This window comes from Nocardia sp. NPDC005745 (assembly GCF_040630775.1).
GTDB lineage: Bacteria > Actinomycetota > Actinomycetes > Mycobacteriales > Mycobacteriaceae > Nocardia.
Genome location: NZ_JBEXYF010000037.1, coordinates 59271 through 80784 on the forward strand (window position 1 = coordinate 59271; position 21514 = coordinate 80784).

16 protein-coding genes and 3 pseudogenes are annotated in these 21514 nt (G+C 64.0%); 12 read left to right on the forward strand and 7 right to left on the reverse strand.

Going from position 1 to position 21514, the window contains the following annotated elements; all coding sequences use genetic code 11:
* The first annotated feature begins 272 nt into the window (after positions 1-272).
* From ABZ420_RS29755 to ABZ420_RS29765, 3 genes and pseudogenes are all read left to right on the forward strand, one after another.
* Complete coding sequence (locus tag ABZ420_RS29755) at positions 273-431, forward strand: hypothetical protein (RefSeq protein ID WP_357129560.1); 159 nt, start codon at positions 273-275, stop codon at positions 429-431.
* Between the two features lie 389 nt (positions 432-820).
* Positions 821-910 (forward strand): annotated as a pseudogene (locus tag ABZ420_RS29760) (plasmid stabilization protein ParE); the annotation flags it as partial.
* 194 nt (positions 911-1104) lie between these two features.
* Positions 1105-2118 carry a hypothetical protein gene (locus tag ABZ420_RS29765; RefSeq protein WP_357129563.1) on the forward strand — a complete coding sequence of 338 codons (1014 nt, stop codon included), beginning with the start codon at positions 1105-1107 and terminating at the stop codon, positions 2116-2118.
* Between the two features lie 328 nt (positions 2119-2446).
* Here ABZ420_RS29765 and ABZ420_RS29770 read toward each other — a convergent pair whose 3' ends face one another.
* The 3 genes from ABZ420_RS29770 to ABZ420_RS29780 are packed head-to-tail and all read right to left on the reverse strand — an operon-like array spanning position 2447 to position 7270.
* Positions 2447-4861 (reverse strand): hypothetical protein, encoded by a 2415-nt coding sequence (locus ABZ420_RS29770; protein WP_357129566.1) that lies wholly within the window; start codon positions 4859-4861, stop codon positions 2447-2449.
* Positions 4862-4870: 9 nt separating this feature from the next.
* Positions 4871-6052: an alpha-xenorhabdolysin family binary toxin subunit A gene (locus ABZ420_RS29775; RefSeq protein ID WP_357129569.1), complete on the reverse strand. Its 1182-nt coding sequence runs from the start codon at positions 6050-6052 to the stop codon at positions 4871-4873.
* Positions 6053-6085: 33 nt separating this feature from the next.
* Positions 6086-7270 carry an alpha-xenorhabdolysin family binary toxin subunit A gene (locus ABZ420_RS29780; RefSeq protein ID WP_357129572.1) on the reverse strand — a complete coding sequence of 395 codons (1185 nt, stop codon included), beginning with the start codon at positions 7268-7270 and terminating at the stop codon, positions 6086-6088.
* 1037 nt (positions 7271-8307) lie between these two features.
* On the opposite strand from ABZ420_RS29780, the pseudogene ABZ420_RS29785 reads away from it, so the two are divergent.
* The 5 genes and pseudogenes from ABZ420_RS29785 to ABZ420_RS29805 all read left to right on the forward strand — a co-directional run.
* A pseudogene (locus ABZ420_RS29785) lies at positions 8308-8724 on the forward strand (MFS transporter); the annotation flags it as partial.
* A gap of 112 nt (positions 8725-8836) precedes the next feature.
* Positions 8837-9631 carry an MFS transporter gene (locus ABZ420_RS29790; protein WP_357129575.1) on the forward strand — a complete coding sequence of 265 codons (795 nt, stop codon included), beginning with the start codon at positions 8837-8839 and terminating at the stop codon, positions 9629-9631.
* Between the two features lie 306 nt (positions 9632-9937).
* Positions 9938-10240 (forward strand): hypothetical protein, encoded by a 303-nt coding sequence (locus ABZ420_RS29795; RefSeq protein ID WP_223515517.1) that lies wholly within the window; start codon positions 9938-9940, stop codon positions 10238-10240.
* The gene (locus ABZ420_RS29800; RefSeq protein WP_357129578.1) at positions 10233-10568 is read left to right on the forward strand and encodes a hypothetical protein; all 336 of its coding nucleotides are present in this window, start codon (positions 10233-10235) and stop codon (positions 10566-10568) included. Before ABZ420_RS29795 ends, ABZ420_RS29800 begins: the two co-directional genes overlap by 8 nt.
* Before the next feature lie 1601 nt (positions 10569-12169).
* Positions 12170-12376, forward strand: coding sequence for a pentapeptide repeat-containing protein (locus tag ABZ420_RS29805; protein ID WP_357129615.1), 207 nt, complete (start codon positions 12170-12172; stop codon positions 12374-12376).
* Positions 12377-12400: 24 nt separating this feature from the next.
* Here ABZ420_RS29805 and ABZ420_RS29810 read toward each other — a convergent pair whose 3' ends face one another.
* Complete coding sequence (locus ABZ420_RS29810; RefSeq protein ID WP_357129581.1) at positions 12401-13579, reverse strand: helix-turn-helix domain-containing protein; 1179 nt, start codon at positions 13577-13579, stop codon at positions 12401-12403.
* A gap of 707 nt (positions 13580-14286) precedes the next feature.
* Here ABZ420_RS29810 and ABZ420_RS29815 point away from each other — a divergent pair.
* Positions 14287-15471 (forward strand): iron-containing alcohol dehydrogenase, encoded by a 1185-nt coding sequence (locus tag ABZ420_RS29815; RefSeq protein ID WP_357129584.1) that lies wholly within the window; start codon positions 14287-14289, stop codon positions 15469-15471.
* A 439-nt stretch (positions 15472-15910) separates the two neighbouring features.
* Here the strand turns inward: ABZ420_RS29815 and ABZ420_RS29820 are convergent, their stop codons facing one another.
* Together ABZ420_RS29820 and ABZ420_RS29825 are read right to left on the reverse strand one after the other, a co-directional pair.
* Complete coding sequence (locus ABZ420_RS29820; RefSeq protein ID WP_357129618.1) at positions 15911-16459, reverse strand: TetR/AcrR family transcriptional regulator; 549 nt, start codon at positions 16457-16459, stop codon at positions 15911-15913.
* A gap of 75 nt (positions 16460-16534) precedes the next feature.
* A complete protein-coding gene (locus tag ABZ420_RS29825; RefSeq protein ID WP_357129587.1) occupies positions 16535-17707 on the reverse strand; it encodes a CaiB/BaiF CoA-transferase family protein in 1173 nt (390 codons plus the stop codon).
* 159 nt (positions 17708-17866) lie between these two features.
* Here ABZ420_RS29825 and catC point away from each other — a divergent pair, with 159 nt between their 5' ends.
* The 3 genes from catC (at position 17867) to ABZ420_RS29840 (ending at position 20365) form a co-directional block, all read left to right on the forward strand.
* On the forward strand, positions 17867-18142 hold the full coding sequence (catC, locus tag ABZ420_RS29830; protein ID WP_357129590.1) for a muconolactone Delta-isomerase: 276 nt from the start codon (positions 17867-17869) through the stop codon (positions 18140-18142).
* Positions 18143-18625: 483 nt separating this feature from the next.
* The gene (locus tag ABZ420_RS29835) at positions 18626-19387 is read left to right on the forward strand and encodes an SDR family NAD(P)-dependent oxidoreductase (protein ID WP_357129593.1); all 762 of its coding nucleotides are present in this window, start codon (positions 18626-18628) and stop codon (positions 19385-19387) included.
* A 252-nt stretch (positions 19388-19639) separates the two neighbouring features.
* On the forward strand, positions 19640-20365 hold the full coding sequence (locus ABZ420_RS29840; RefSeq protein WP_357129596.1) for an enoyl-CoA hydratase-related protein: 726 nt from the start codon (positions 19640-19642) through the stop codon (positions 20363-20365).
* A 95-nt stretch (positions 20366-20460) separates the two neighbouring features.
* Here ABZ420_RS29840 and ABZ420_RS29845 read toward each other — a convergent pair.
* A pseudogene (locus tag ABZ420_RS29845) lies at positions 20461-21246 on the reverse strand (IS701 family transposase); the annotation flags it as partial.
* Positions 21247-21514 lie beyond the last annotated feature (268 nt).

Below are 21514 nucleotides of genomic sequence, written 5' to 3' on the forward strand. Positions count from 1 at the left end.
CCACAGGGTGCGGTTCTCCGGTCAAGACCGAGAGGGCGTAGGCCACCTCTTCACGGGTCGCGCGGGTATAGATGGACGTGGCGCCGTCACTGTGGTTGTCGGCGTGTCCCGCATAAGCCTTGGCGACAGCGTGACCGAAATTCCGCTCAACCCATCTCAGAGGTCTTCGAGGCTTACTCCTAATCGCTCGAGGAGCAATTGGGCGGTCTGCACTTCGGCGCTCGAGGCTGACGATGTCATCGGCCCCCTCCCGAGCGAGGAGCTGTTTGCAGTTGCCGCGTGATCATCGCATCGACGGAGGCAGGGCCGAACAAGGAGAGGAGGCCTTCGGTGAGGTCTGCCGCGAGAAGGATCCGGTCGAAGGTGTGGATCCCGGTCTCGCGCCGGAATACGGCTGGAAGTCGGAGGTCACCAGCGGCCGTGACCCATAGTCGGGGATCTCCGTAGCTACTGACGACAACGGCGTCACCCTCCAGTCTGCACCCGAGCCGCATGCCGGGGCGCCAACCAAGAGCGGGAAGGAGTGCCCTGTCGATCACTCTGCCTCTGGCGTCCACACGGCGAACACTGCACAGCCACTGCGGCTCATGCCGAGACGGAGGCTGATACAACGTGGTCAGCGGACGATCGTTCCGGAAGTTGGTCGGTGCAGGAGCGGCAAGCGGGCCGCCCCCGGGCAAGATCGGCGGCTAGATCTTGTTCACGACAGCCCGCTCTCACCGACCGGCCGCAGGCGGAGTAGACGCTGCCGTTGGTATGGGCGGTCAGATGCGTTGTAGAGCGCTTGCCAGGTTGCGAGTTCGCTACGAAAGGGCGTCCTAACACTCTGTACTACCGCCTCACCCGCGACGGCATCATCGATGTGGTGCGCATTCTGCACCAGAGCATGGACGTCGACCGTCACCTGTGACCCGAGCTGGTCAGCTCATCGCAGCCGTGAGCTAGCCCAGAACAGAGGGCAGCCCCGGAACCTTGGGTGTTCCGGGGCTGCCCTCTGCACTGGGTTCAGGTGTCGGTCAGATGTCCTCGATTCGGATCGTGGCGACGGTGAAGTACCGCACCGCCCCGGAGCTGGTGGTCTTGCGCCGCCACTCGCCGGTGCGGGTGTACCCGGCGGCGGTCAGCGCGGCGTCGAGCGCGTCGAGGCTGGCCGGTGCGCCTGGTTCGGTCCAGCATCGACGCCGAGCTGCCAGGCGAGCCAACAGTAGAGGCGGTCACGGGGCGGAAGCCAACTTCATCTCCGCACTACGCTTCCTCTACCAGAACGCAGAGACCGACGGCCTGATCCAGCCGGATGCGAACCCGGCCGTCGAAGCTCGCAAGACATCGCAGGCGTCCGGCAAGGCCCGTGCATTGAGTCTCGACCAGATCGCAGACCTCGGCCGCGTGGCCTCGACCACCGGCGATGACCCCGAACTCGACGCACTCATCCTCCGGCTACACATCGAAACAGCCTGCCGGAGAAGCTCCGTCCTCGCGCTGGACATCGAGGACCTCGAACGCGACGACTGCCTTGTAAGACTTCACGAACGAGGTGGGGCGATCCGGTGGCAACCCATCTCCCCCACCCTGATGAGCCGCCTGCTCGATCATGTGAGAAACCGCGGTGGCCGGAATGTCACCGAGCGGGTGTTGCGGTACCACGACGGCACACCGGTCGCTCTTGCGCGCTACCAGTACCTCGTCCGCCGGTTCCGTGATGAACTCCCCTGGGCTGAAGAACTACAGGTGAACATGGATTGGATCGGCCACACCACAGAGGAGTTCGTCAAAACCGATTCGGCCGCTCGGCTGCGACCCTGTTCAAGCGCGGACACGCACGCGTCGACGGTATCGAAATTCACCATCGGTACGATCCTCGGCGACTGGCCACCGTGGCCGAGGTGCTGGTCGCGCTCACCGGCGAGCCCCACCCTCTCGCCCGCCTGTAGTGACAGGCGCCTGTGCTCACCACCAGCGGGCGGCCTTCCCGCACCGCACCTACGCGATCCGAGGGTGTCGCGCGCCTCCAGAGAGACCGACGCCGACGAACAGGACGTCGAAGTGTTCGCTCATGCCCGCGCCCCTTTCGCGTCGCGGGCGCGCAAGCGGCGCTCCAACAGCGTGACCACACGGTAGTAGTGGGTGGGTCTCACCCGCGCCAGGGCATCGCACAGGTAGGCGTCGGGACCGACCAGGATCCGAGACTTGCCGTGTTCGACTCCGCGTCAGACGATTTCAGCCGCTTTCTCCGGCATGGTCAGCGCCAGCGTCTCGAAATCCGCGGGCATCTGCTCGTGTGTCCGGCCCGGGCTTCTTGCGGCGGCGGGCCGGGAGGAAGCTCAGCAAGCCGCAGTCGGCGCGGAGTTCGGAGCGGGCCTGCGCGCATAGTGTCCGCCGCGTGCGCCCCGGAACTGCTGCCAGCGGCAAGACCGGCATCGACGCCGGCGTGCTCGGCGGCGGTCTGTCATGCGTCGTGGATTATCGAGCCGGAGAACTGCATGGTGATCGAAGTCGCGTTCGACAAGTCGGTCGTCGACGGGTCGACTGTGATGTTCCATCCGGCGAAGGGTGTCGGTTCGAAGTAGGCGTAGCTCACCTCCTGGTCGAGGGCGCCGTCGACTTCGACGTAACCGTAGGTGCCGTCGTCGAAGCTCCAGTCGGGTGGTCCGTTCTTCTTGGCGGTGACCCGGTACTCGAAGTCGAGAGCTAAAGGCTTGGAAGTGAACTGATAGGTTCTACCTCGATAGCGATCGAGGTAGTTGCCTTGGTTGCTGATGGTCAGGTTGATCGAGCTGCCGTTTCGCGGTGCAGCTTTGTCCACCCATATCCGGACGCGGGTGATCCGCACTCGGCCGAAACCGGCGAACTCGTCGGTGTCCAGTGGTACCTCGAAGCGGGCGGTCCCTGTTTTCTTGAATTGAGCGAGGACGTCGGGGGCGTTTGTGCTGTTGATGGTGTATCTCTTGTCGGCGAGGATCTGCGGCGGCGGTGAGAAGTGTTCCAGCGCCGTCGCGGAGTCCATGGTGGTGCTTGTCAGGTTCGTCAGTCCGGCATCGAGTTCGCCGATGTTGTCGAGGATGCGCGGGCGCACTACTGATGGGGCGAGGGCCCAGTAGAAGTAGGACGCGCGGTAGCCCTGCAGAGCGGTGAACAGGGAGCTCTTGGTGTCGAGGTAGCGCAGGTAAAGTTGCTGCATCAGCGCTGCCAGGGGAGCCTCGCCGTGGACCAGGGAGTCCAGGTACTGCTGCAGTTGCTGCTGTTCCTGTTCGGCCAACTGTTTTTGCAGGCTGACCGCGGCGTACTGCTGGCCGGCCGCGACCGCGGCCGCTTGGGCGGCGGCCAATTCCTGCCCGTGGATGGCGACGGCGTCGACGGCGAGTTTGAGTTCGCGTGCGTAGCGGATGCCTTTCTGGACCGGGTCGGCGAGCATGGCGTCGGTGTTTTGCTGGTAGATCCGCCACTGGTAGGTCGCGGTGAGGTCCGCTCCGCCGGTGTCGAGGTTCATGTCCCGTAGCTTGGCGGCGTATTCCTCGGCGCTGCGGAAGTCCTCGACGGCGTCGACGATCTCCTTCGACAGGTCGTAGACCTTTTTCAGTGCCTCCGCGATCTTTTTCAGCTGGTCCATGCAGTCTTTGAGGCTCGCGGCCAGGTTCGCGATGTCACTGCCGGCCTGGGCGGCGGCTTCCACCGCCTGCGCCCCCTCGATCGCGCTGCCCGCGGCGGCGGCGCCTGCGGCGGGGTCACCGACGAACATGGCGCCGATCCCGACGCCGAAGGTGATGACCGCGGTGCTGAGGTCGATGATCGCCTCGAGGATCTGTTGATTCTTCCATTCGGGTACGCCGATTTCCTCGAAGTCGATCTGGATCTCCTCGGCAGTGTCCTGTGCTGTCGTCAGCCTTTGCTGTGCGGCGGCGACCGCGGCGCTGGCGTTGTCGAAGTTGTTTTTCGCCTGGGCCAGTAGCTGAGTGGTGTACTGCGTCTCGTAGGTCTTGTTCGTCAGTAGCGCCTTGGCGAGCTGGATGAAGTTGTCGGTGACGACGGTCTGGGTGCTGAGGGCTTGGTAGTCGGCCTCGTACTGTTTGGCTTCGGCGACGAAGGCCTGCGCGAGCTCGGTGTAGACCTGCCGACTCAGGTACGGGACGAAGACAGTGCCATCGGCTTCGGCGTTCATCTGCGCGGTCAGCAGCGTCAGCAGCGAGGAACTGCGCAGGAGCACGCCCAGCAGCTCGACGTTGTAACCCGACCAGTTCTTCAGCCATGTCAGCTGGCGCAGCGCCAGATCCGGATGGGTGTCGTAAAGCAGTGAGGCGAACAGGAACTCGGTGCGCAGTGCCTGTTGGAAGTAGTCCGGGGCGGACAGGGCCGCGACCCCGTGGGCCCGGTCCAGAGGGCTTTGGACCGGGCCACTGCCCTCGGCATACTTGATCAGCATGCCGCCGGACGGCGGTGGTGCGTCGATGGCGGGTAGAGCGATGGTCTGCTGAGAGGTGACTACGGCCTGCCCCTGCACGCTGCCTGCCAGCTCGTCGCAGAAAAGCGCGAATCGGGCACCGTGGTCGTTTTGGTAGTCGAGTGTCACCGTGAACAGCTCGTCGCTTTGCATACGCCGCGCCTGGATCCACAGAACAGTTTGCTTCAGTTGCCATGAGATCCCAGCGGGCACGTTCACGACGTCGGCTACCAGCGTCACCAGCACAGGACCGAAACCCGAGTTGCGCAACGCGGTCTGTACCTCGCCCAGGTCGAGGTACATGGCCCGGAATACCGCGGAGGTGGCGTCGATCACGGTGGCCGAACAGCAGGGCACGTTGCCCTGCTGTTCGATGTCACCGTAGAGCGTTCGCCAATCATAGGATTGCGCCGCAACGATATTCATGGCGCGGTCCTACACGCCCGCGAGGACGCAGTTGGGGGTGAGGAGGGTATCCAGCCGCCATGCCTCCACTGTCCACTGGTCCAAACTGGTGCGCTGCTGTTCGGTGACGTAGGCATTCATGCGGAAGCTGTCGGCCTCACTGGCCACTGCGGCCCACTTTCGGATGGCCGCGTCGACGCCCAGGTCCATGATGATCGGGGGGACCTGCTCGATGTTCTTGTCGATCATCGTCCGGATCGTCTCGAGATCGCTCGAGATGGCCCCCCAGACGCCCTCGATCTTCTGGATCACCGGGAGCACCGCGGTGAGGTCCTGCCCGATCGTCGTGGAGCTGTCCTTGGCGGATTCGACGGCGTGCATCAGGTTCGCGTAGGCGGCGTACTTGGATTCCAGCGAATTGATCAGCGCCTTGGCCGCGTCGATCTTGTGGAGGGCTTCGATGGCGCGACTGCCGTAGACGCCGGCCACGACTGACGCGGCGATGAAGCCGGGCAGTCCCAGCCACGCGTAGGTCGGCGTTGTCGCGGCCACCACGACATCGTGGTTGTACTCGTCGTTCGCGGCCTTCAGCACAGCCTTCGCGTCGGCGATCTGCTTGGTGATCTCGGCGACGTCCTTACTGGCTTCACCGTACTTGTTGGTGTAGTAGGCGACGAGGCCACCGTCAGCGCCGGTTCCCACCATCGTCGTCTTGTCCGTCTCGGTGTCCTTCGCGAACTGATGGATTTGTGCGGTGACTGCGGTCGCCTTCTGTACCCGCGTGTCGGCGTCTTTCTTCAACACGTCCAGAATCGCTTTGAGCTTGTCTTTCGCCTGCTGGTCGTTCGGGTTGTCCGTCAGTCTCTGCGCCAGGTCCTTGATGGGCGGGTAATAGATGGGCGCTTTGTTCGAACCGTAATCGTTGATGTCGCTGGCCAGGCTGATCGTGGCGGGATAGATCGTCTCGCGCCAGGTCGTGACGTGCTTGTTGATCTCCTGGTAGGCGTCGATCAACTTGGTGAAGTCCGACAGGTCGCTGGGCGCGCCCGAGCCCAAGTTGTTCCGGAACTGGGTCTCGGTTGTCGGCAGGACGAGGGCCTCCTGAACGTAGGCCTGGATTCTGACCCACTCGGCCCGGCTCAGCGTAAACGCCGGCCCGCCTTGCTCGCCCGGTTCTGCCAGTTCCCGGGGGCCGATATTCAACTCGGTCATCGGAGAGTCTCCTTCAGGTGGATGCAGTGACAGTCACCGGAGCACGCCTGTGAGGACGCGGTTCGGCGTGATGAGCGTCGCCAGCCGCCATCCCTCAACGGTCCACTGCTCGAAACCGTCGGGCTGTTCGCTGACGTGAGCGTTCCTGAGAAAGTTGTCGGCCTCCTCGGCCACCGAGGCCCACTTGGCGATGGCCGCGTCGACGCCCAGGTCCATGATGATCGGGGGGGCCTGCGCGATGTTGTTGTCGATCAAGTCGAGGATGTACCCGAGGTCGTCGAACAACGCACCCCAGACACCTTCGACCTTCTGAAGCACGGGAAGGACTGTTGTGATGTCCTGCGTGATCATCGAGGAGCTCTGCTTCGCGGATCGCGCGGCATTCATCAGATTCGCGTCGGCGGCCAACTTGGCTTCCAACTTGTTGATCTGCGCCTTAGCGGCATTCACTCGCTTCAAGGCCTCGACAGCACGAGCGCCGTATTCACCGGCCACGACCGCTCCGGCAATGAACCCGGGCAATCCCAGCCACCCGTAGGCCGGCGTTGTCGAAGCCACCACCACATCGTGGTTGTACTCGTCGTTCGCCGCCTTCAGGACAGTCTTCTCATCGGCGATCTCCTTCGTGACGTCGGCGACGTCCTGGCTGGCTTGACCGTATTTCTTGTCGTAGTACGCGACCAGGCCACCATTGCCGTCCGTCCCCGCCAACGTAGATTTATCGGTCTCGATGTCATACGCGAACTGGAAAGTCGTGCTCGAGACCAAGCGCGCCCACTGCACCTGCTTGTCGGCCTCACTCCGCAACGTCTTGAGAATCGACTTCAAGTCGTTTTTCGCCTGCTGATCGTTCGGATTGTCCGTCAGCCGTTGCGCCAGGTCCTTGATGGGCGGGTAGTAGACCGGAACCTTGTCCCTGCCGTACTGAAGGATGTTGCTGGCCACGCTGATCGTCTTGGGATAGATCGAGTCACGCCAATTCTTGCCGTCATCATTGATCAGCCGGTACACATTGATCAGCTTGGTGAAGTCGGACAGGTCACTGGGCGCACCCGGGCCCAAGGAGTTCCGGAACTCGGACTGCGTCGTCGGAAGGACGAGCGCGTCCTTGACGAAAACCTGGATCTTGATCCACTCAGCCCGGCTGAGAATGAAACTCGGCCCGCCCTGCACGCCGGGCTCGGACAACGCTCCGGGTCCGATATCCAAACTGGTCATCGATGACCTCCTTGTTGTGGGAACCGGCCCGATAGCACCAGCGCACGTCCCTCTGTAGGGTTCGGGCGCCGACTGTCGTCAGAGCATCGGTATCAAAATGCCTGCATGGCAATGCGCGACCAGACTTCCGACCGGCGGGTGCGATGGGGAAAGATGGCTTCCGAACTCGAGCCTCACCAGGTTCATAGATTTCGCGGCCGACAGTGGCACCGGGTCTGCGGCGGTACGCGATCGTGCGCGCACGCGGATGCTGATTCGACTCGTGCCCGTCACCCGAGAAGGTTCGTCCGATTTGCCTTCGCTTGCTCCGGTCCAGTGTCACTGCTGGCGGAAGGATTGCCGATAGCCCTGTCCTGGCTCCACTCAGTTTGCGCCGCAAGTGCGTGTCGTGTCGACATGATCGGCACTAACAACTCCGCTACTATTCGACGGTCTACAGCCGCACCTATTTTCAGACCTGAGGTCTGCAATGGGCGGGATTTCGAATGGCCGGCTTCGTTCCTGCACGCGGTCGAAGAAGAGCGTCACGTCCTGGTCCGAGAACAGATCCATCCGGGCGGTTTCTTCCCTGACAACTCTGCCTGCAAGTGCAGATGCACAATCGGTGCGCCTCATCGACCCGATCGGACCCGGCCTTCGAGCAGCAGACAGAGCGTGAGCGGTACGCCCTCCGGACACTTTTTGTCATGCATCTTCCGCAAATTTGCAGACGTGCATCCTTTTGGGTCCCGACGGTATCCGAAGGGTGGTCGCCGACCGTTGAACATATGGACACCAACCCGGCGGTGCGTTCACGACGTCAATCCTGAGAAGCGCCGCCCCGACCGGTCGGCACCACCGATGGCCGGTACCGCCGCGGTCGGGGCGTTTGTGCATCTGCCAACAACCGCCATCGAGGAGGGTCGGGACCTGTCCTCGACGAGTGGTGTCGGGCCGACAGTTCCAATCGTCTGCTGCCGGCCTGACGGCCCGGCCTCACCTCAGGTGCCGGGTGAAGAACCGGTTCGCTCTTCATCGCGCTGCCGCGGTTCGGCCAGATCTTCGGCGCGCCTGCCTCCACCACCGGCTGGGCGGTGACCGCCTACATGCTCGTCGCGGCCACCGCGGCCCTGGTCGGCGGCCGCCTCGGCGACCTGCACGGCCGCAAGAAGGTCCTCATCGCCGTCATGCTGCTATCCGCCGCCGGGTCGCTGGTCAGCGTCGCCGGGCACTCGATGGCCGCGATTATCGCCGGCCGTGGCATCCAGGGCGTGGCGGGCGCGATCCTGCCGCTGTGCTACGGCCTCGCGCGCGAGGCCCTGCCGCCCGGCAAGGTATCGCTCGCAGTCGGATTCATCAGCGGCGCCGCGTTGCTCGCCGGGTCCGGCGGCTCGCTGATCGCGGGCGTGCTGCTCGATATCACCGACTGGCACATGATCTTCGTCTTCGCCGCGGTACTGGCCGTGGTGGCGTCGGCCGTCGCGACGGCCGGACTACCGCCTTCCCCGGCCTCCGGACAGCTGCACCGCTTCGACTACCTGGGCGCCGCGCTACTCTACTCCGGGTCTGACCGCGCTCCTCTACGGCATGACCCAGGGGCCGCGATGGGGCTGGTCCAGTCTTGGCGCCCTCTCTTTCATCGGCACCGGCCTCACGATTTTGGCAGGGTGGGCCCTCTGGGAGCTGCGCCGGGGAGACCCGCTGGTCGACCTGCGCGTCCTGGCCGACCGGCAGATGGCGCTCAACCTGATCGCGCTGTCGGTGCTCGCACTGGGCCCGGCAGGCGCCGTGCAGATCGTCACCCCGATGATCCTGCAATCCCCGACGTCACTGCCCGTCGGGCTCGGCATGTCGGCTACGGTTACCGGTCTGGTTGCCGGGCTCGGCGCGATCGTCGGATTCGCGGCCTCTCCCGTAGCCGGACTGGTGGCCGGGCGATGGGGCGGTCGGACCGCGTTCCTCGCCGGGGCGGCGCTGTTCGCACTCGCCAATGTGATGATCCTGCTGGGACACCGGTCCTTCCCCGTCATGATCGCGGTGGTCATGGTCGGCGCGGTCGCCACTGCCTTCGCCTACACCGGCTACCCGAAGATCGTCATCGAATCCGTGCCAGAGGAAGTCACCAGCGTCACCACCGGCGTGCTGTCCACCGCCCGGCAGGCGTTCTCGGCGGTCGGGGTGGCGATCGTGTCGGTGATGCTGTCGCTGTCCACCGTCCCGGGAACCACCTCCCCCACGCTGTCGTCGTTCACCATGGCCATCGGGTGGTTCATCGGATGCTCGCTGGTCGTGGCCGTGATCTGTCTGTTCATCGGGCGCCCGCGACGCACCGCCACCGCGGTTGGCGAAGACATCACCCGCACACCCGCCGCCCGCGGATGAGCAGCGCGACGGCCGCGGCGATCACCCCGCGTTGCGTCCCGCGGCCATCCACTCAATGGCAACCGAGCCTCCACGCCGCCGGCGTCCGCCCGATGCTGTCACCAGGACCGATGACCGCACCACTTCCGGCGAGGCGCGCTGGTAGCCGCCGCGAGCCCGGTCCTCGATGTCGGCCCCGTGGCCGCGGAGCGCCGGCGAATCCGATCGAAAATCAAAATCCGTACCCCGGTGCATGTGTTTTGGTTTGTGATGACGTGCCGGTTCTCCGACCTTCCTGACGGGTAGTCCTTGGGGTAGTCTATCAGTGTGGCGATCGAGTGGTACTGGGCACTCGCCCAGGTGCTGGCGCGAACAGGCGTCGATCCCGACGACGTCTTCGACTTCGTGGATGCGTGGATGAAGGGCAATCGGCCGGTCTGGCTACGGACGGCCGCTGACCCGGCAACCGGGCTGAGGTCCCTGGTGATCTGGGGCCGCGCTGACGACGGCACACCGTTGTCGGTCTTCGCCCGCCGTCTCGGTCGCGACATCGAGGTGTACAGCGCCGCATACCTGACCGCCGATCAGGCCGCGGACTTCGAGAAGTGGGAGGCCACCCGCAATGACTGATCCGTTCTTGAACATGAGCCCCGCCGAAGTAGCGGCGATGACCGAGCGCCTCGAGTTCACCGATGAACCCCTCACCCCGCCGATCGAGACCGGCCCGGGCACCGAACCAGTCCTCATCCCCCGATCGGTGAAGCTGACCCGTGACCTCGATCAGGCGTGCAAGCGCCGCGCCGCGAACCTCGGCATGTCGCAGTCGGCCTACATCCGCTCACTGATCGAACGCGACATCGCCACGGCCGGAACCGGCGAGCAGCGGCCGGCGTGGGTGCGCGAACTGCTGGCCGTGATCGCTCAGCACGAGAACGACGAGCACCGCAAGGCATCCTGAGCCGGGTTCAGCGGTCGACGGCGACCGGTCGGGATGACCGCTCGCCTGAACCCTCGCCTACCTCGGAGTCGCTCACCGTCAGCGCACGTCCGCTCGCACAGTGCCGCCGGACCCGGGCGGGCGACGGTTGGGTTCGACGCGTTCTCGTCAACCAGTGTCCCCATCACGCCGAGGCTTCACTGCGCCCGCGTCCCGCCGCGATGCCGGCCTACGAGGGCAACACGAACGTGCGTGTCAGGTCCTTGCCATCCGCACCGGCTATACCAGCTTCCCGAAGGAAGTTGGCCCCCACATCGCGCTGAAGGCGCAACGAATCAGAGAAGCCGCACACCAGTCTGCGGGCACGCTGCTTTTCGGAGGACCCTCGCCAGTTCAGGACGAAACATCCTCGGACTTGTCTCATCGAATTGCTGAACATTCGCGAACTAGTCAAAGGCAATTTGGCTGGATGACCTTGAACCATTGACAACGTACCGGAATGTAGCAATGCTGAAACGGTGTCAGGGCAGCATGATTCGACTCCAAACAGCTGTAGAATTAGCTACAGCAGCGGCATTCGGTCGTGTATATGCACTTCGGGTCAGGTTCTTGGTTCCTGCGGTGGTCGTACCAATGCAGCGATTGCCCACTCGGCCCAACAGCGTTGCAGCACAAAGCACTTCATCGATCCGCATAGCTGCACATTCCTGCCATGGGCAGGTATCCAACAACCGCCTGGACACGGAGAACGTGTATGGTGACGGCATGTACACGAAAAGTGTGCAGAAATGGGACAATTCGGGTGTCCGAGTCCCCCTCCGGACACATTTTGTCATGCATCCTCTGCAAATTTGCAGAGGATGCGTTCATTTAGGTCCCCTGAGTCGGTCCGGACACCGCAGATCCGCAAATTTGCGTAGTTAGTCGGTCGAAAGTGGAGGCGCTGGCACGGGTGGGCGGTTCGATCGGTCGGGAGTGGGGTTCTTCCGGAGCTCGGAACGTCCTCTCAACCGAAGCGCTTCGTCGCCGGGTTCAGGAAGCAGCGGGGGTGTTTTTCCAGGCGGCTGTCCGCGAAGGCATCTGCGGCGGCCATGGCCCTGCGGGCCGGGGTGGCGGGTGGGAGCTGGTGGATGGCTCAGCGACGATGGTGGGAGAGCCTGACCCGAACAGGGTTGTATCGGCAGTATCGCTCCCCTGCCGCTTCGGCGGCTCACAGGTGCCGTTGAGGCCTGCGTGGCGGTGTCATCCGCAGCAGCCGACAAAAGTCACCCAGCGTGGGCACCTTTTCGGCTGTTGAGGTATGAAACGGTGCCCAGTGTGGGTGCATTTTTCCGAAAATGTGTACAAGGTGGGTAGCTCTTTGATCTTGACGCTCTGAGTGCTCGTCCTGGAGGCTTGTAACGGGGCGGAGTCCCGAATCAATTGAGGTCGGGCAGATTTTCGTCTTGGAGGCGGGACGATTCGCGTCACGACACTGGCAAGCTGAACCGTCACGGGTAGGAGACCGGCTTCGGTTTCAGACCAGCGCCGGTCGGCGTGGTGGTTGTTGAGCGTAGTAGGCAGCTTCGTATTCGGCCGGGGTCAGGTGGTCAACAAGCGACTTCGACTTCCGTACCGCCAATCTGGAAGACGTCGACTTCCGGGGCTGCACGTTCTCCGGCACCTCCCGGTTCGACAATGTCACCTTCAGCGGCACCGCCACGTTCGGTGAAGCGACCTTCGGCCGCACCGCCGGGTTCGGCGAGGCGACCTTCGGTGGCGACGCCGGGTTCGCCGGGGCCATCTTCAGCGCCCACGCCCTCAGAACGGGTCAGCTTCCGAAAAAGTGACGGGCAAACGTAGTTAGAGTTTTACTAACGGGTTACAGTCGGTGATTCGAGCAGCCAATCGGCCACCGCAAGTGCCGCGCGCAGTTTGACGGTGGGGGTATCAGCGGTGTGGGCGCAGAGGGTGACGGCCTGCTGCACACGGTAAGTGACCGTGTTGCGCGCAATATGTTCTGCCGCAGCCACTTTCGCCAGACTGCGGTCCATGTCGAGGTAGTGGCGAAGTGTTGTTCGCAGCTCCGCCATGCGGGGGTCGTCTGCCCCGAGAGGACCGAGGTACCGAGCGACGAACTGGCGGGCAGCCTCTCGATCCGACAGCAGAAGCACGTCGAGATCGACGTCTTGATGAGCCATGGACGCGTGTGGCCGCCCGGAGCCGTGGCGGACCAATCGCTCCACGGCACGGGCTTCGAGGTGAGACCGGCGAAATCCGTCCACTCCGGCGCCGATCTGTCCCACTACGATGTGGGCTTCGTCGAATTCTGGCAGTACCGCCCCAGCCTTGCGGTGTTCACCGGATGCGAATGTGCCCCAGGCCCACAGCGTGTTCGATCCCACGGGTACCACGAGTGACGCTTGCGGGGTGCCCCAGCATCGCAGGACCGGTTCGATGGCCGCCCGTAGACGGTGAGCGGTGCGCTCCCCTGGCGACACACTCCAGGCAATAATTGCCAGATGTGAGCCGTTCAGCGGGTAGCTGAGTAGTCGTTCAGCTTCGTTGAGATCCGTGAGTGTTCCCCCAACGATTTTCTTGACCAGTTCTAATTGAGCTGCGGATTTACTTGCCCCCCAGGTGCTTTGCTCATCGATAAATACGGCAGTCATTGCGTCAATGAATTCGTCGATCAAAGTAAACAGCAATAGCGTTACTCGACGAAGTTCACTGGCGTCTTGGGCTGCCGTACCCGCTGCGGAGATAGCGTCGAAGAACGCTGACGTCAGAACCGCATGACCAAAACGTATCGCGCGGATGTATTCGCCGAGCTTCAAGCCGCGACGCGCCATGTCTCGCGTCGCCTCCTCGGCTTCGGCGCTCACGACGGACGCTTTTGGCTCCGCGCAGCCGGAGACTATGGCCAACATGCGCAGGGTGGTCGACGTCGTCGCGCGGTACAGACCGTCAGCGACCGACACACTTCCGCCTAGCAACGGAAGCTCGTGCCCCGCCGTTGCGATGATGTCCTCACCCACTTCGGCGGCCCACATGACCGCTCCAGGTCCCCATGCCTTCCGGATTCGATCGGCGTCAGGGCCGAGCCACTCTAGCTCTGACCTCCCGGCGCGAGTGCTGGAAAGTTTGCTGAGCCAATGCACTGGCGTTTCTCCACCTAATCACCGGGCTCGACATGGCCGACTAACAGCGCTTTTGGTGCCGGAGCCCAGTCAGCACATGGCTGTGTGTGCTCGCAGCCAGTTGTGAGCAAATTAACATCGCGAAGACCTTAGTGTCAACCGTTCGTTCCGCCGCAGGAGTCCCAGTCATGAACCGCTCGACTTGCCCGAGCCTGGCGACCGTGGGCCCGATCTCGGTACCCACGAAAAAGGTAGCGGGCTGCGGGTGCGGGGCGTCCCCACCGTCTCGATGCTCCATCGCACCGCTGACGGAGGCGGCGGTCGGGCTGACACCATTGCCTAATGCTAACTGGTAAGTTAACATTGCCGTCTGTTGCGCCTACGTCGCCTTCGTGTACGTGTCCACGGGGTGACCACGTGTTCACATCGGCGCCGAGTGCAGGAAGAGGAAGCGCAACGATGCAGGCGGTGCTGTACGAGAGAACCGGAACCTCACTTCGCGCATCGGTCAACGCTTCCCCCCTCGCGACACCGCCCTAGGCCACCAGGCCGTCGAATCCGGCACCGGCGGCGGCAACGTCGTCATCGACATCGTCGATCCTCACACCGAAGGCTGAGACATGGCCCGTACCTTCACCATCCCCAACGTCGACACCGTCACCTACGGCGACGGTGCATTCGGCAGCGTCGCCGACATCTTGCGCGCCCACGGAGGACGACGGCCCCTGGCCATCATGTCGGGGTCCCTGGCCGGAACCGAGGTCGAACAGTCACTGCGCGAGCAGTTCGGCGACTCGCTGGTGGGTGTGCACTCCGACACCCCGCAGCACGTGCCGCGCGCCGCCGTCCTGCGGGCAGCTGCGATGGCGCGCGACGTCGGCGCCGACAGCGTGATCAGCATCGGCGGCGGCACTCCCATCGACTGCGCCAAGGCCGTCGCCATGTGCCTGGCGGCGGGGATCGTCGAGCCCGCAGGCTTTGAGCAGTACCGGGTGCGCTTCACCTATCCCGACGTGTACGAGGTTCCCGAGATCCCTGGTCCGCTCGTCCCGCACCTTGCGGTGCCGACCACCTTGTCCGCCGGCGAACACACCGGCCTGGCCGGCGTCACCGACGAGGCCACTCACGCCAAATGTGCCTACACCGCACCGGGTTTGACACCTGTCGCGGTCGTCCTGGACCCCGGCGTGGCAGCCCGCACACCCGCGTGGCTGTGGGCGGCCTCGGGAATCCGGGCCCTCGATCACGCCATCGAGGGCATCCTGTCGGCCCGAAGCATGCCGATCGCCGACGCCCTCGGCGGCGAGGCGCTTCGGCTGCTGTCGACCAATCTTGTGCACAGCACCGAGAACCCCCTTGACGCCCAGGCCCGAACCAATTGCCTGCTGGGGAGCTGGTTGTCGATCTTCGCCGCGACCAACGTCGGGACGGGCTTGTCCCACGGCATCGGGCACCAGCTGGCCACCGAGTTCGACATGACCCACGGTGTGACATCGGCCATCATGCTGCCGCACGTCATGGAGTTCAACGAGGCGCTGACCCGCCCCCAGCTCCGCCGCATCGCCGAGGCCCTGGGCCGCGACACCCGAGAACTGGACGACGCTGAGGCCGCACGCCACGCCATCGCCGCCGTCCGCGCTCTGGTCACCCGTCTCGGAGTGACCGACACCATCTCCGCGGCCGGAGGTCACCGCGACGCGCTGCCGGCACTAGCCGAACGCATCATGGGCGATTCCGCGGTCGCGGCGAGCCGACGCCCCGTCACCCGAGATGACGTCCTCTCCCTCCTCGAAGCGGCATGGTGACCCCACAGGCACCCCAGCAGCCCACCACACAGAACAGGATCCCGAGCTACCTCCACAGCAATCACCAAGTTGCCGTCGCCCTGCACGACGCTGGCCGATCGCACCGGCGGCGCCACGTCGCCGGAGTGCTCCAGCCGTGGCCTTCGCGACCCACGCCTCCTGATCGCCATGTGTCTAGCTCAACCCCGGCACTGCCCGCAGGTGCCGAACAGCTCGATGGTGTCGCTGACATCCGAAACCCATGGAGTCCACTGTCGTCGGCGCGCGCTGCGGGTAGCCGGTGCTCCTGTGACGGCTGCTGCGAGGTTGGACGGAATTCGCGATCCGGTTCGGCATCCGTCGGCGCCGAACCCGTCGTGCGTGCCTCGAATGTTCCGGCGTCGTGTGGCCAGGCGTTCCCACCGGGAAGGAAAGGCCTGACCAGGCTCCCCCGGACGATCTATTCGAAGACGTTGCCGACGAGGATCCAGATCTGTTCGGCCAGGCGTTCGGGAGAGGTGCTTCCCGCCGGGTCATACCAGCGATACAGCGTGGCGAGCATGGACTCGAGGAGGTTGGCCGCGATGCGGGTGTCGACCCTGGCGCGACCCTTCGTCGGTTGCGCCGCCAGGCACTCGTCCAGCAGCACTCGGAAGTCCTTGGTTTGTTGACGTGCCCAACGGCGGAACGTCTTTCGGGCGGCGTCGGAGAGTTCGGTTTCTTCGCTGAAGACGATGGCGTAGAACGACCGGTTAGCCGACGAGGCCTGAATGTGGGCCACGATCGTCTTGCGGAGGCGGTCGACGGGGCCGTCGGCCGAGGATTGGGTGCTGCGCAGCTCCTGTTCCAATTTCTTGGTCATCTCGTCGACCATCAGATCCAGGAGGTGCTGCTTGGTGCGGGTGTACTTGTAGACCGTCGGTCGCGAAATCCCCGCGGCCAAGGCAATATCATCGATGGTGGAGCTGCGGTAACCCTTCTCCTGGAACGTCTTTGCCGCGGCGGACACCAAAGTTCCGGTGTCGGTTGCGCGTTCCCTGGCCACGTCCGTCCTCCGATGAGCTGAAGCGGTAATACTGTCCAGTCAATATATCTGGCTGGGCTTCGGTTCGCTCAGCGGCGCGACCAAACGGTTGACCACCGCTGGGTCGATCCCAACCTCGGCGAGGAGTTCGGCGGTGTGCTCACCGAGCTGGGGTACGCCTCGACTCGGACCGTGCGCGATGCCGTCGACGAGCAGCGGTTGGCGCACGAAGGTCTGCTGCTCACCGTCGCGGGTGCGGATCGACTGAAACATTTCGCGCAGCCCGACGTGCGGGTCGGCCAAGATGTCGTCGACTCCGTTGAGCCGACCGTAGGGCACACCCGAACCGGCCAAGGCAACGTCCCAGTGATCGGCGGGCATGGCAGCGATCCGCTGCGCGATGGCGGACTGGAGGGCGTCGCGCTGCTCGACGCGTTGAGGTCCGGACAGCGCTTGGGCATCGGGCATATCCAGTGCACTGCACAACGCCGCCCAGAAATGATCTTCGAAGGCGATACTCAGCGACACCCACGTGCCGTCTGCTGCGGCGAAAAACCCGTAGCCAGGGTCCAGGCCCAAGGTGTCGGCGGGCAAGGCGTTGACTCGGGGCACCAGCCGGGTTGCCGCGACGGTGAGCAGCGTGTCGAACATGGCCACGTCGTAGTAGCCGCCGTGGCCGGTGTTGCGGGCGGAGAGCACCCCGGTCACCGCGGCAAACGCGGTGAACATGCCGGCGAAGAGGTCGGCCAGTGCCAGGTGTGGAATGCGCGGCTCATCGGCGTCGAGCAGGCCAGCGAGCGCTTGGAAGGTCAGATCGTGGGCTGGGAGGTCCCGTAGTGGACCGCTCTGCCCGAAGCCGGAGACCGACACGTACACCAGCGCCGGGTTCAGCTGGGCCAGATCGTCGTGGCCGAGGCCGAGGCGGCCCAGCACGCCGGGCCGGAAGCCCTCCAGCATCACGTCTGCGGTCGCGACCAGCGCCCGGCACGCCGACAGTGCGTCGGAATCCTTGAGATCCAACGCCACAGAGCGCTTTCCACGGTTGAGCGCCTGGTAGAGCCCTGGGAACGCACGCGACGGATCACCGCCATGGGGACGCTCGATCTGAATCACGTCTGCGCCGAGGTCCCCCAGCAGGAGGGTGGCGAAGGGACCCGGATACTGCTCGGCCAAACTGATTACCCGAATCCCAGCCAGGGGAGCAGTTGGGCCGGCAGCCGCTGACGTGCTCATAGTTCACTCCTTTGCGGTGGGCGACGCGGACCATCCGCCCTCGTAGGTGCGACGCGCGTGCTTGTCCAATGTTGCCTTATCAGTTAGTATTGTGCAAACGTCGTACGGCTTGCCCTTGATCCCGTTCGCGTCCGATCTTCCGCAGAAAGTAGACCATTCATGTTGTTTCACGTACGAATGGATGCGGTCATCCCGCATGATCTTGACCCAACGACCCGGGAGGACCTCGTCGCGCGCGAAAAGGCCTATGGTCAGCAGCTACAGCGCGCCGGTAAATTACCTGAGTTGTGGCGCGTAGTCGGCGAATACGCGAGCTACTCAATTTTTGACGTTGACTCCACCGACGAACTACACGAATTGCTCTCTGGCCTACCCTTGTTCCCGCACTTGACGATCAAGGTCACGCCGCTGGCCACGCATCCGTCAAAGATCTGATCATGCCGGTCCGCACTACCGCACGAGGTCCCGTCGTCTATTCGGACAATTAGTCCGGGCCGGCCCTGGTATTCATCCTCAGCTTCCTCTCTCGTGAGCAACATGTGGCGAAACATTCCACGTGTCGAATTCCGCGAACGGATCGGGCGTCAAGGTAGCAGCGGCGGCGACGGGTGTTCAGGCGAGTTCGACCGCGTCTCCAACGATTCCCCGCGTGACGGCATCGGCGTCTTGGCCACCGAGATCCACGGGTAGAGACATGCCGACCAATCCGTTCTGGCTACGCAAACCCAGTGTACTCCAACACATTTCGTCGGACGTCGCGCGCTCGAGGTGGCCCTTAAGGAACTCGCGCCGCACGAGTTGGCTGGCTATTTGTTCGAACTGCTGCCCCCTCTTCTGTGAACAGGAAAAGGGCGAGTGGGAATGCTTTTAGTCATACAAAAGGGTGCCGCGTACTGTGTGTCAATACATTAGGGAGACATGATGAATATTTCGGGCAGCACAGTGGCTTTCGTCACCGGGGCGGCATCGGGCCTGGGCCTGGCTGCCGCCCGCGCTCTCCTCGACGCGGGCGCATCCGTCGTTCTCGCCGACCGCGACGATCCAAGTGGGGTCGCAGCTGAACTCGGCGACCGCGCATTGGCAACCAAAGTCGATGTGAGCGAACCAGATTCGGTTCAATCGGCTGTGGAGAGTGCGGTGAAGCGGTTTGGAACCGTGCATCTGACCATTAATGCGGCCGGCATCGCACCCGCCGCTACGATCCTTGGACGGCGCGGCATGCATGACCTCGACAAGTTTCGTAGAGCCTTCGAAATCAACGTCTTTGGACTCTTCGACGTGTGTCGCCGGACAGCCGACATAATGCAGCACAACGTGCCCGACGAGAACGGTGAGCGCGGAGTCATCATCAACGTCTCGTCGGGTGCCGCATGGCAGGGTCAACGCGGTCAAGCCGCCTACGCGTCCAGCAAGGCGGCGGTGATCGGCATGATGCTGCCGATAGCCAAAGATCTTGCTGCGCTCGGTATCCGCGTGACGTCGATCGCGCCGGGACCATTCGACACCGCAATGGCTGCGGGGTTCTCCGACGCGACGCGTGCGACGATGAACGAGATCCCCCTTCATCCCCGGAGGATGGGTAGGCCCCAAGAGTTTGCAGACCTGGCACTCCATATCGTTCGGAATCCGTACCTCAACGCGACCACCATCGCTCTCGATGGCGGTGCACGGATGGTCTGAGCACACCGCAGGGCCGGCCGCCGGAACCATAGAGTCAGTCTCAAACCCGAAGCGACACTGAACCCGGTGTGCTGAGTAGGTGGACAGTCTATGGCCGAATCTAAGCAGCTTCCCTATCCAACGATCGCGACTGGTCATTTTGCCCACAAGTTCAGAAGCTCGTGATCGCACGTCACCCCATAGGACGCAAGTATGTCGGATGAATCGAACCGTTCAGTGATCCGAACCAGGACACGTGGCCGTACACTCTTGGTGACGATTGATCGCCCTGAGGCACGCAACGCCATCAACCGTCAGGTCGTTGTCGGCCTTGAACGCGCGATCGACCAGCTGGAGGGCGACGACGACTTGTGGATTGGCGTCCTGGCAGCGTCACCACCGGTATTCTGCGCGGGTGCCGACCTAAAGGAGGTCGCGGCCTACGGCCTCCAACGACTCGTCACAGAACGTGGCGGTTTCGGCGGATTCGTACGTCGGTCACGAAGCAAACCGGTCATCGCGGCACTCGACGGCGATGCCATCGCAGGTGGCATGGAACTCGCCCTGGCAGCAGATCTCATCGTCGCCCGCTCTGGCGTCAACATGGCACTCCCTGAAGTCAAGCGATCACTGCTCGCCGTCGGCGGAGCGCTGGCCGAGCTTCCCAGACTCGTCGGCGAGAAAGTGGCACTTGAATTCGCACTGACGGGCGCCCCGATCCCCGCGGAGCGATTGTTCGGCCTCGGGTTGGTCAACCGCCTGGTGACATCGGGAACCGCCGTCGATGACGCCGTCGATCTGGCCGAAACCATCTGCGCCAACGCGCCACTCGCCGTTCGCGCCAGCCGGCGGACAATCGTGGCCGGACGTGACTTTGACTCTGCTGAACGCTGGTCGTATGCAGAGACCGAACTGCGATCACTCGAGTCCACCAGCGACTACGGAGAGGGCCTCGAGGCTTTCGTCGAGAAACGGGTGCCGCGGTGGACCGCGCAGTAAATCGATGACGAGAACGCAAGATGACTGTCTCGATGAGATGACTTTCTGGATCACCGGCGTGGGGATGACCCGATTCGGTATTCACACCGTGGACAAGGCCCGTGCGCGCCGGCACCGGCGGAGATCCGCTGCCATGCCCTGGCCGGCAGCGTGGCGATGAGTTCGTCGGCGCGGGCCTGGCGCATGCCGGTCGTGACCAGGGTGTCGTTGCGGCGGGTGGCGAGCAGGTAGGCGATGTCGTGTCGTTCGAGCCAGAATCGCAGGTATTCGACCTGACCGTAGGCTTCGTCAGCGGTGAACCACCGAAACGACGTCTTCGCGGCCAGGGCGCGTTCCAGCATGGTCATCACCAGCCGCGGCTCGGTCGCGAACTCGACCTCGTCGGGGATGCCGGCGGCTCGGCAGCGGTCGCGGTCATCGGTCCACGATTCCGGCAGATACGACTCCCTATCGACCAGGGCATGACCGTGGCGGAAGGCGTAGGCGAGGAAGACCCCGATCGGGCAGTTCTCCGTGCGACCGGCCGTTCCGGAGTACTGGCGTTGCACTCCGGCCGAACGAACACCCTTCTTCAGGAACCCGGTGTCATCGGCGATCAGCACCGCATCCCGGTCACCGAGCCGCTCGGCGACATAGCCGCGGATGTCGTCGCCGACCCGTCGATGTCCCAGTCCGCCCGCCGCAACAGCCGCTGCATCCCGTCCGGGCCACCTCACCGGCGCGCCCGGCCAGCGTCCATCCGTTCTTCCGTTCGAGCCCTGCCACCAGCCCGGTCACATACTACCGAGCCCGGCCCCCCGCGCCTCCGACCTCGTGAAACGACGACCAACCCGCGCGTGCAGCGACTCCAACTCCGCTGCACCAACACCAAAACGACGCAGGCACCTTACTCGAATCGAGTGCCGTTGCAGTACTAACGGCAAGAGCTCCTGGCCGGCCTTCGCGACGAGGTTCTCCCCCACCTCAGCGGCCCACATGACCGCTCCTGAACCCCCACCGTCCGGATTCGATCGGCGTCAGGGCCGAGCCATTCAGGCCCACGCCCGTCTGTGCGAGTGCCGGAAAGTTTGTCGGCCCGACCCACCAGGCGTTTCCTCCACTCGATCCGCGGGCTCAATACCGCTGACGAGCAGCACGCCTGGTCTCGGA

Coding starts and splice junctions, on each gene's coding strand:
- ABZ420_RS29770 (WP_357129566.1), bottom strand. CDS start 4,861: ATGAATATCGTTGCGGCGCAATCCTATGATTGGCGAACGCTCTACGGT.
- ABZ420_RS29775 (WP_357129569.1), bottom strand. CDS start 6,052: ATGACCGAGTTGAATATCGGCCCCCGGGAACTGGCAGAACCGGGCGAG.
- ABZ420_RS29780 (WP_357129572.1), bottom strand. CDS start 7,270: ATGACCAGTTTGGATATCGGACCCGGAGCGTTGTCCGAGCCCGGCGTG.
- ABZ420_RS29790 (WP_357129575.1), top strand. CDS start 8,837: ATGACCCAGGGGCCGCGATGGGGCTGGTCCAGTCTTGGCGCCCTCTCT.
- ABZ420_RS29800 (WP_357129578.1), top strand. CDS start 10,233: ATGACTGATCCGTTCTTGAACATGAGCCCCGCCGAAGTAGCGGCGATG.
- ABZ420_RS29810 (WP_357129581.1), bottom strand. CDS start 13,579: ATGTGGGCCGCCGAAGTGGGTGAGGACATCATCGCAACGGCGGGGCAC.
- ABZ420_RS29815 (WP_357129584.1), top strand. CDS start 14,287: ATGGCCCGTACCTTCACCATCCCCAACGTCGACACCGTCACCTACGGC.
- ABZ420_RS29825 (WP_357129587.1), bottom strand. CDS start 17,707: ATGAGCACGTCAGCGGCTGCCGGCCCAACTGCTCCCCTGGCTGGGATT.
- catC (WP_357129590.1), top strand. CDS start 17,867: ATGTTGTTTCACGTACGAATGGATGCGGTCATCCCGCATGATCTTGAC.
- ABZ420_RS29835 (WP_357129593.1), top strand. CDS start 18,626: ATGATGAATATTTCGGGCAGCACAGTGGCTTTCGTCACCGGGGCGGCA.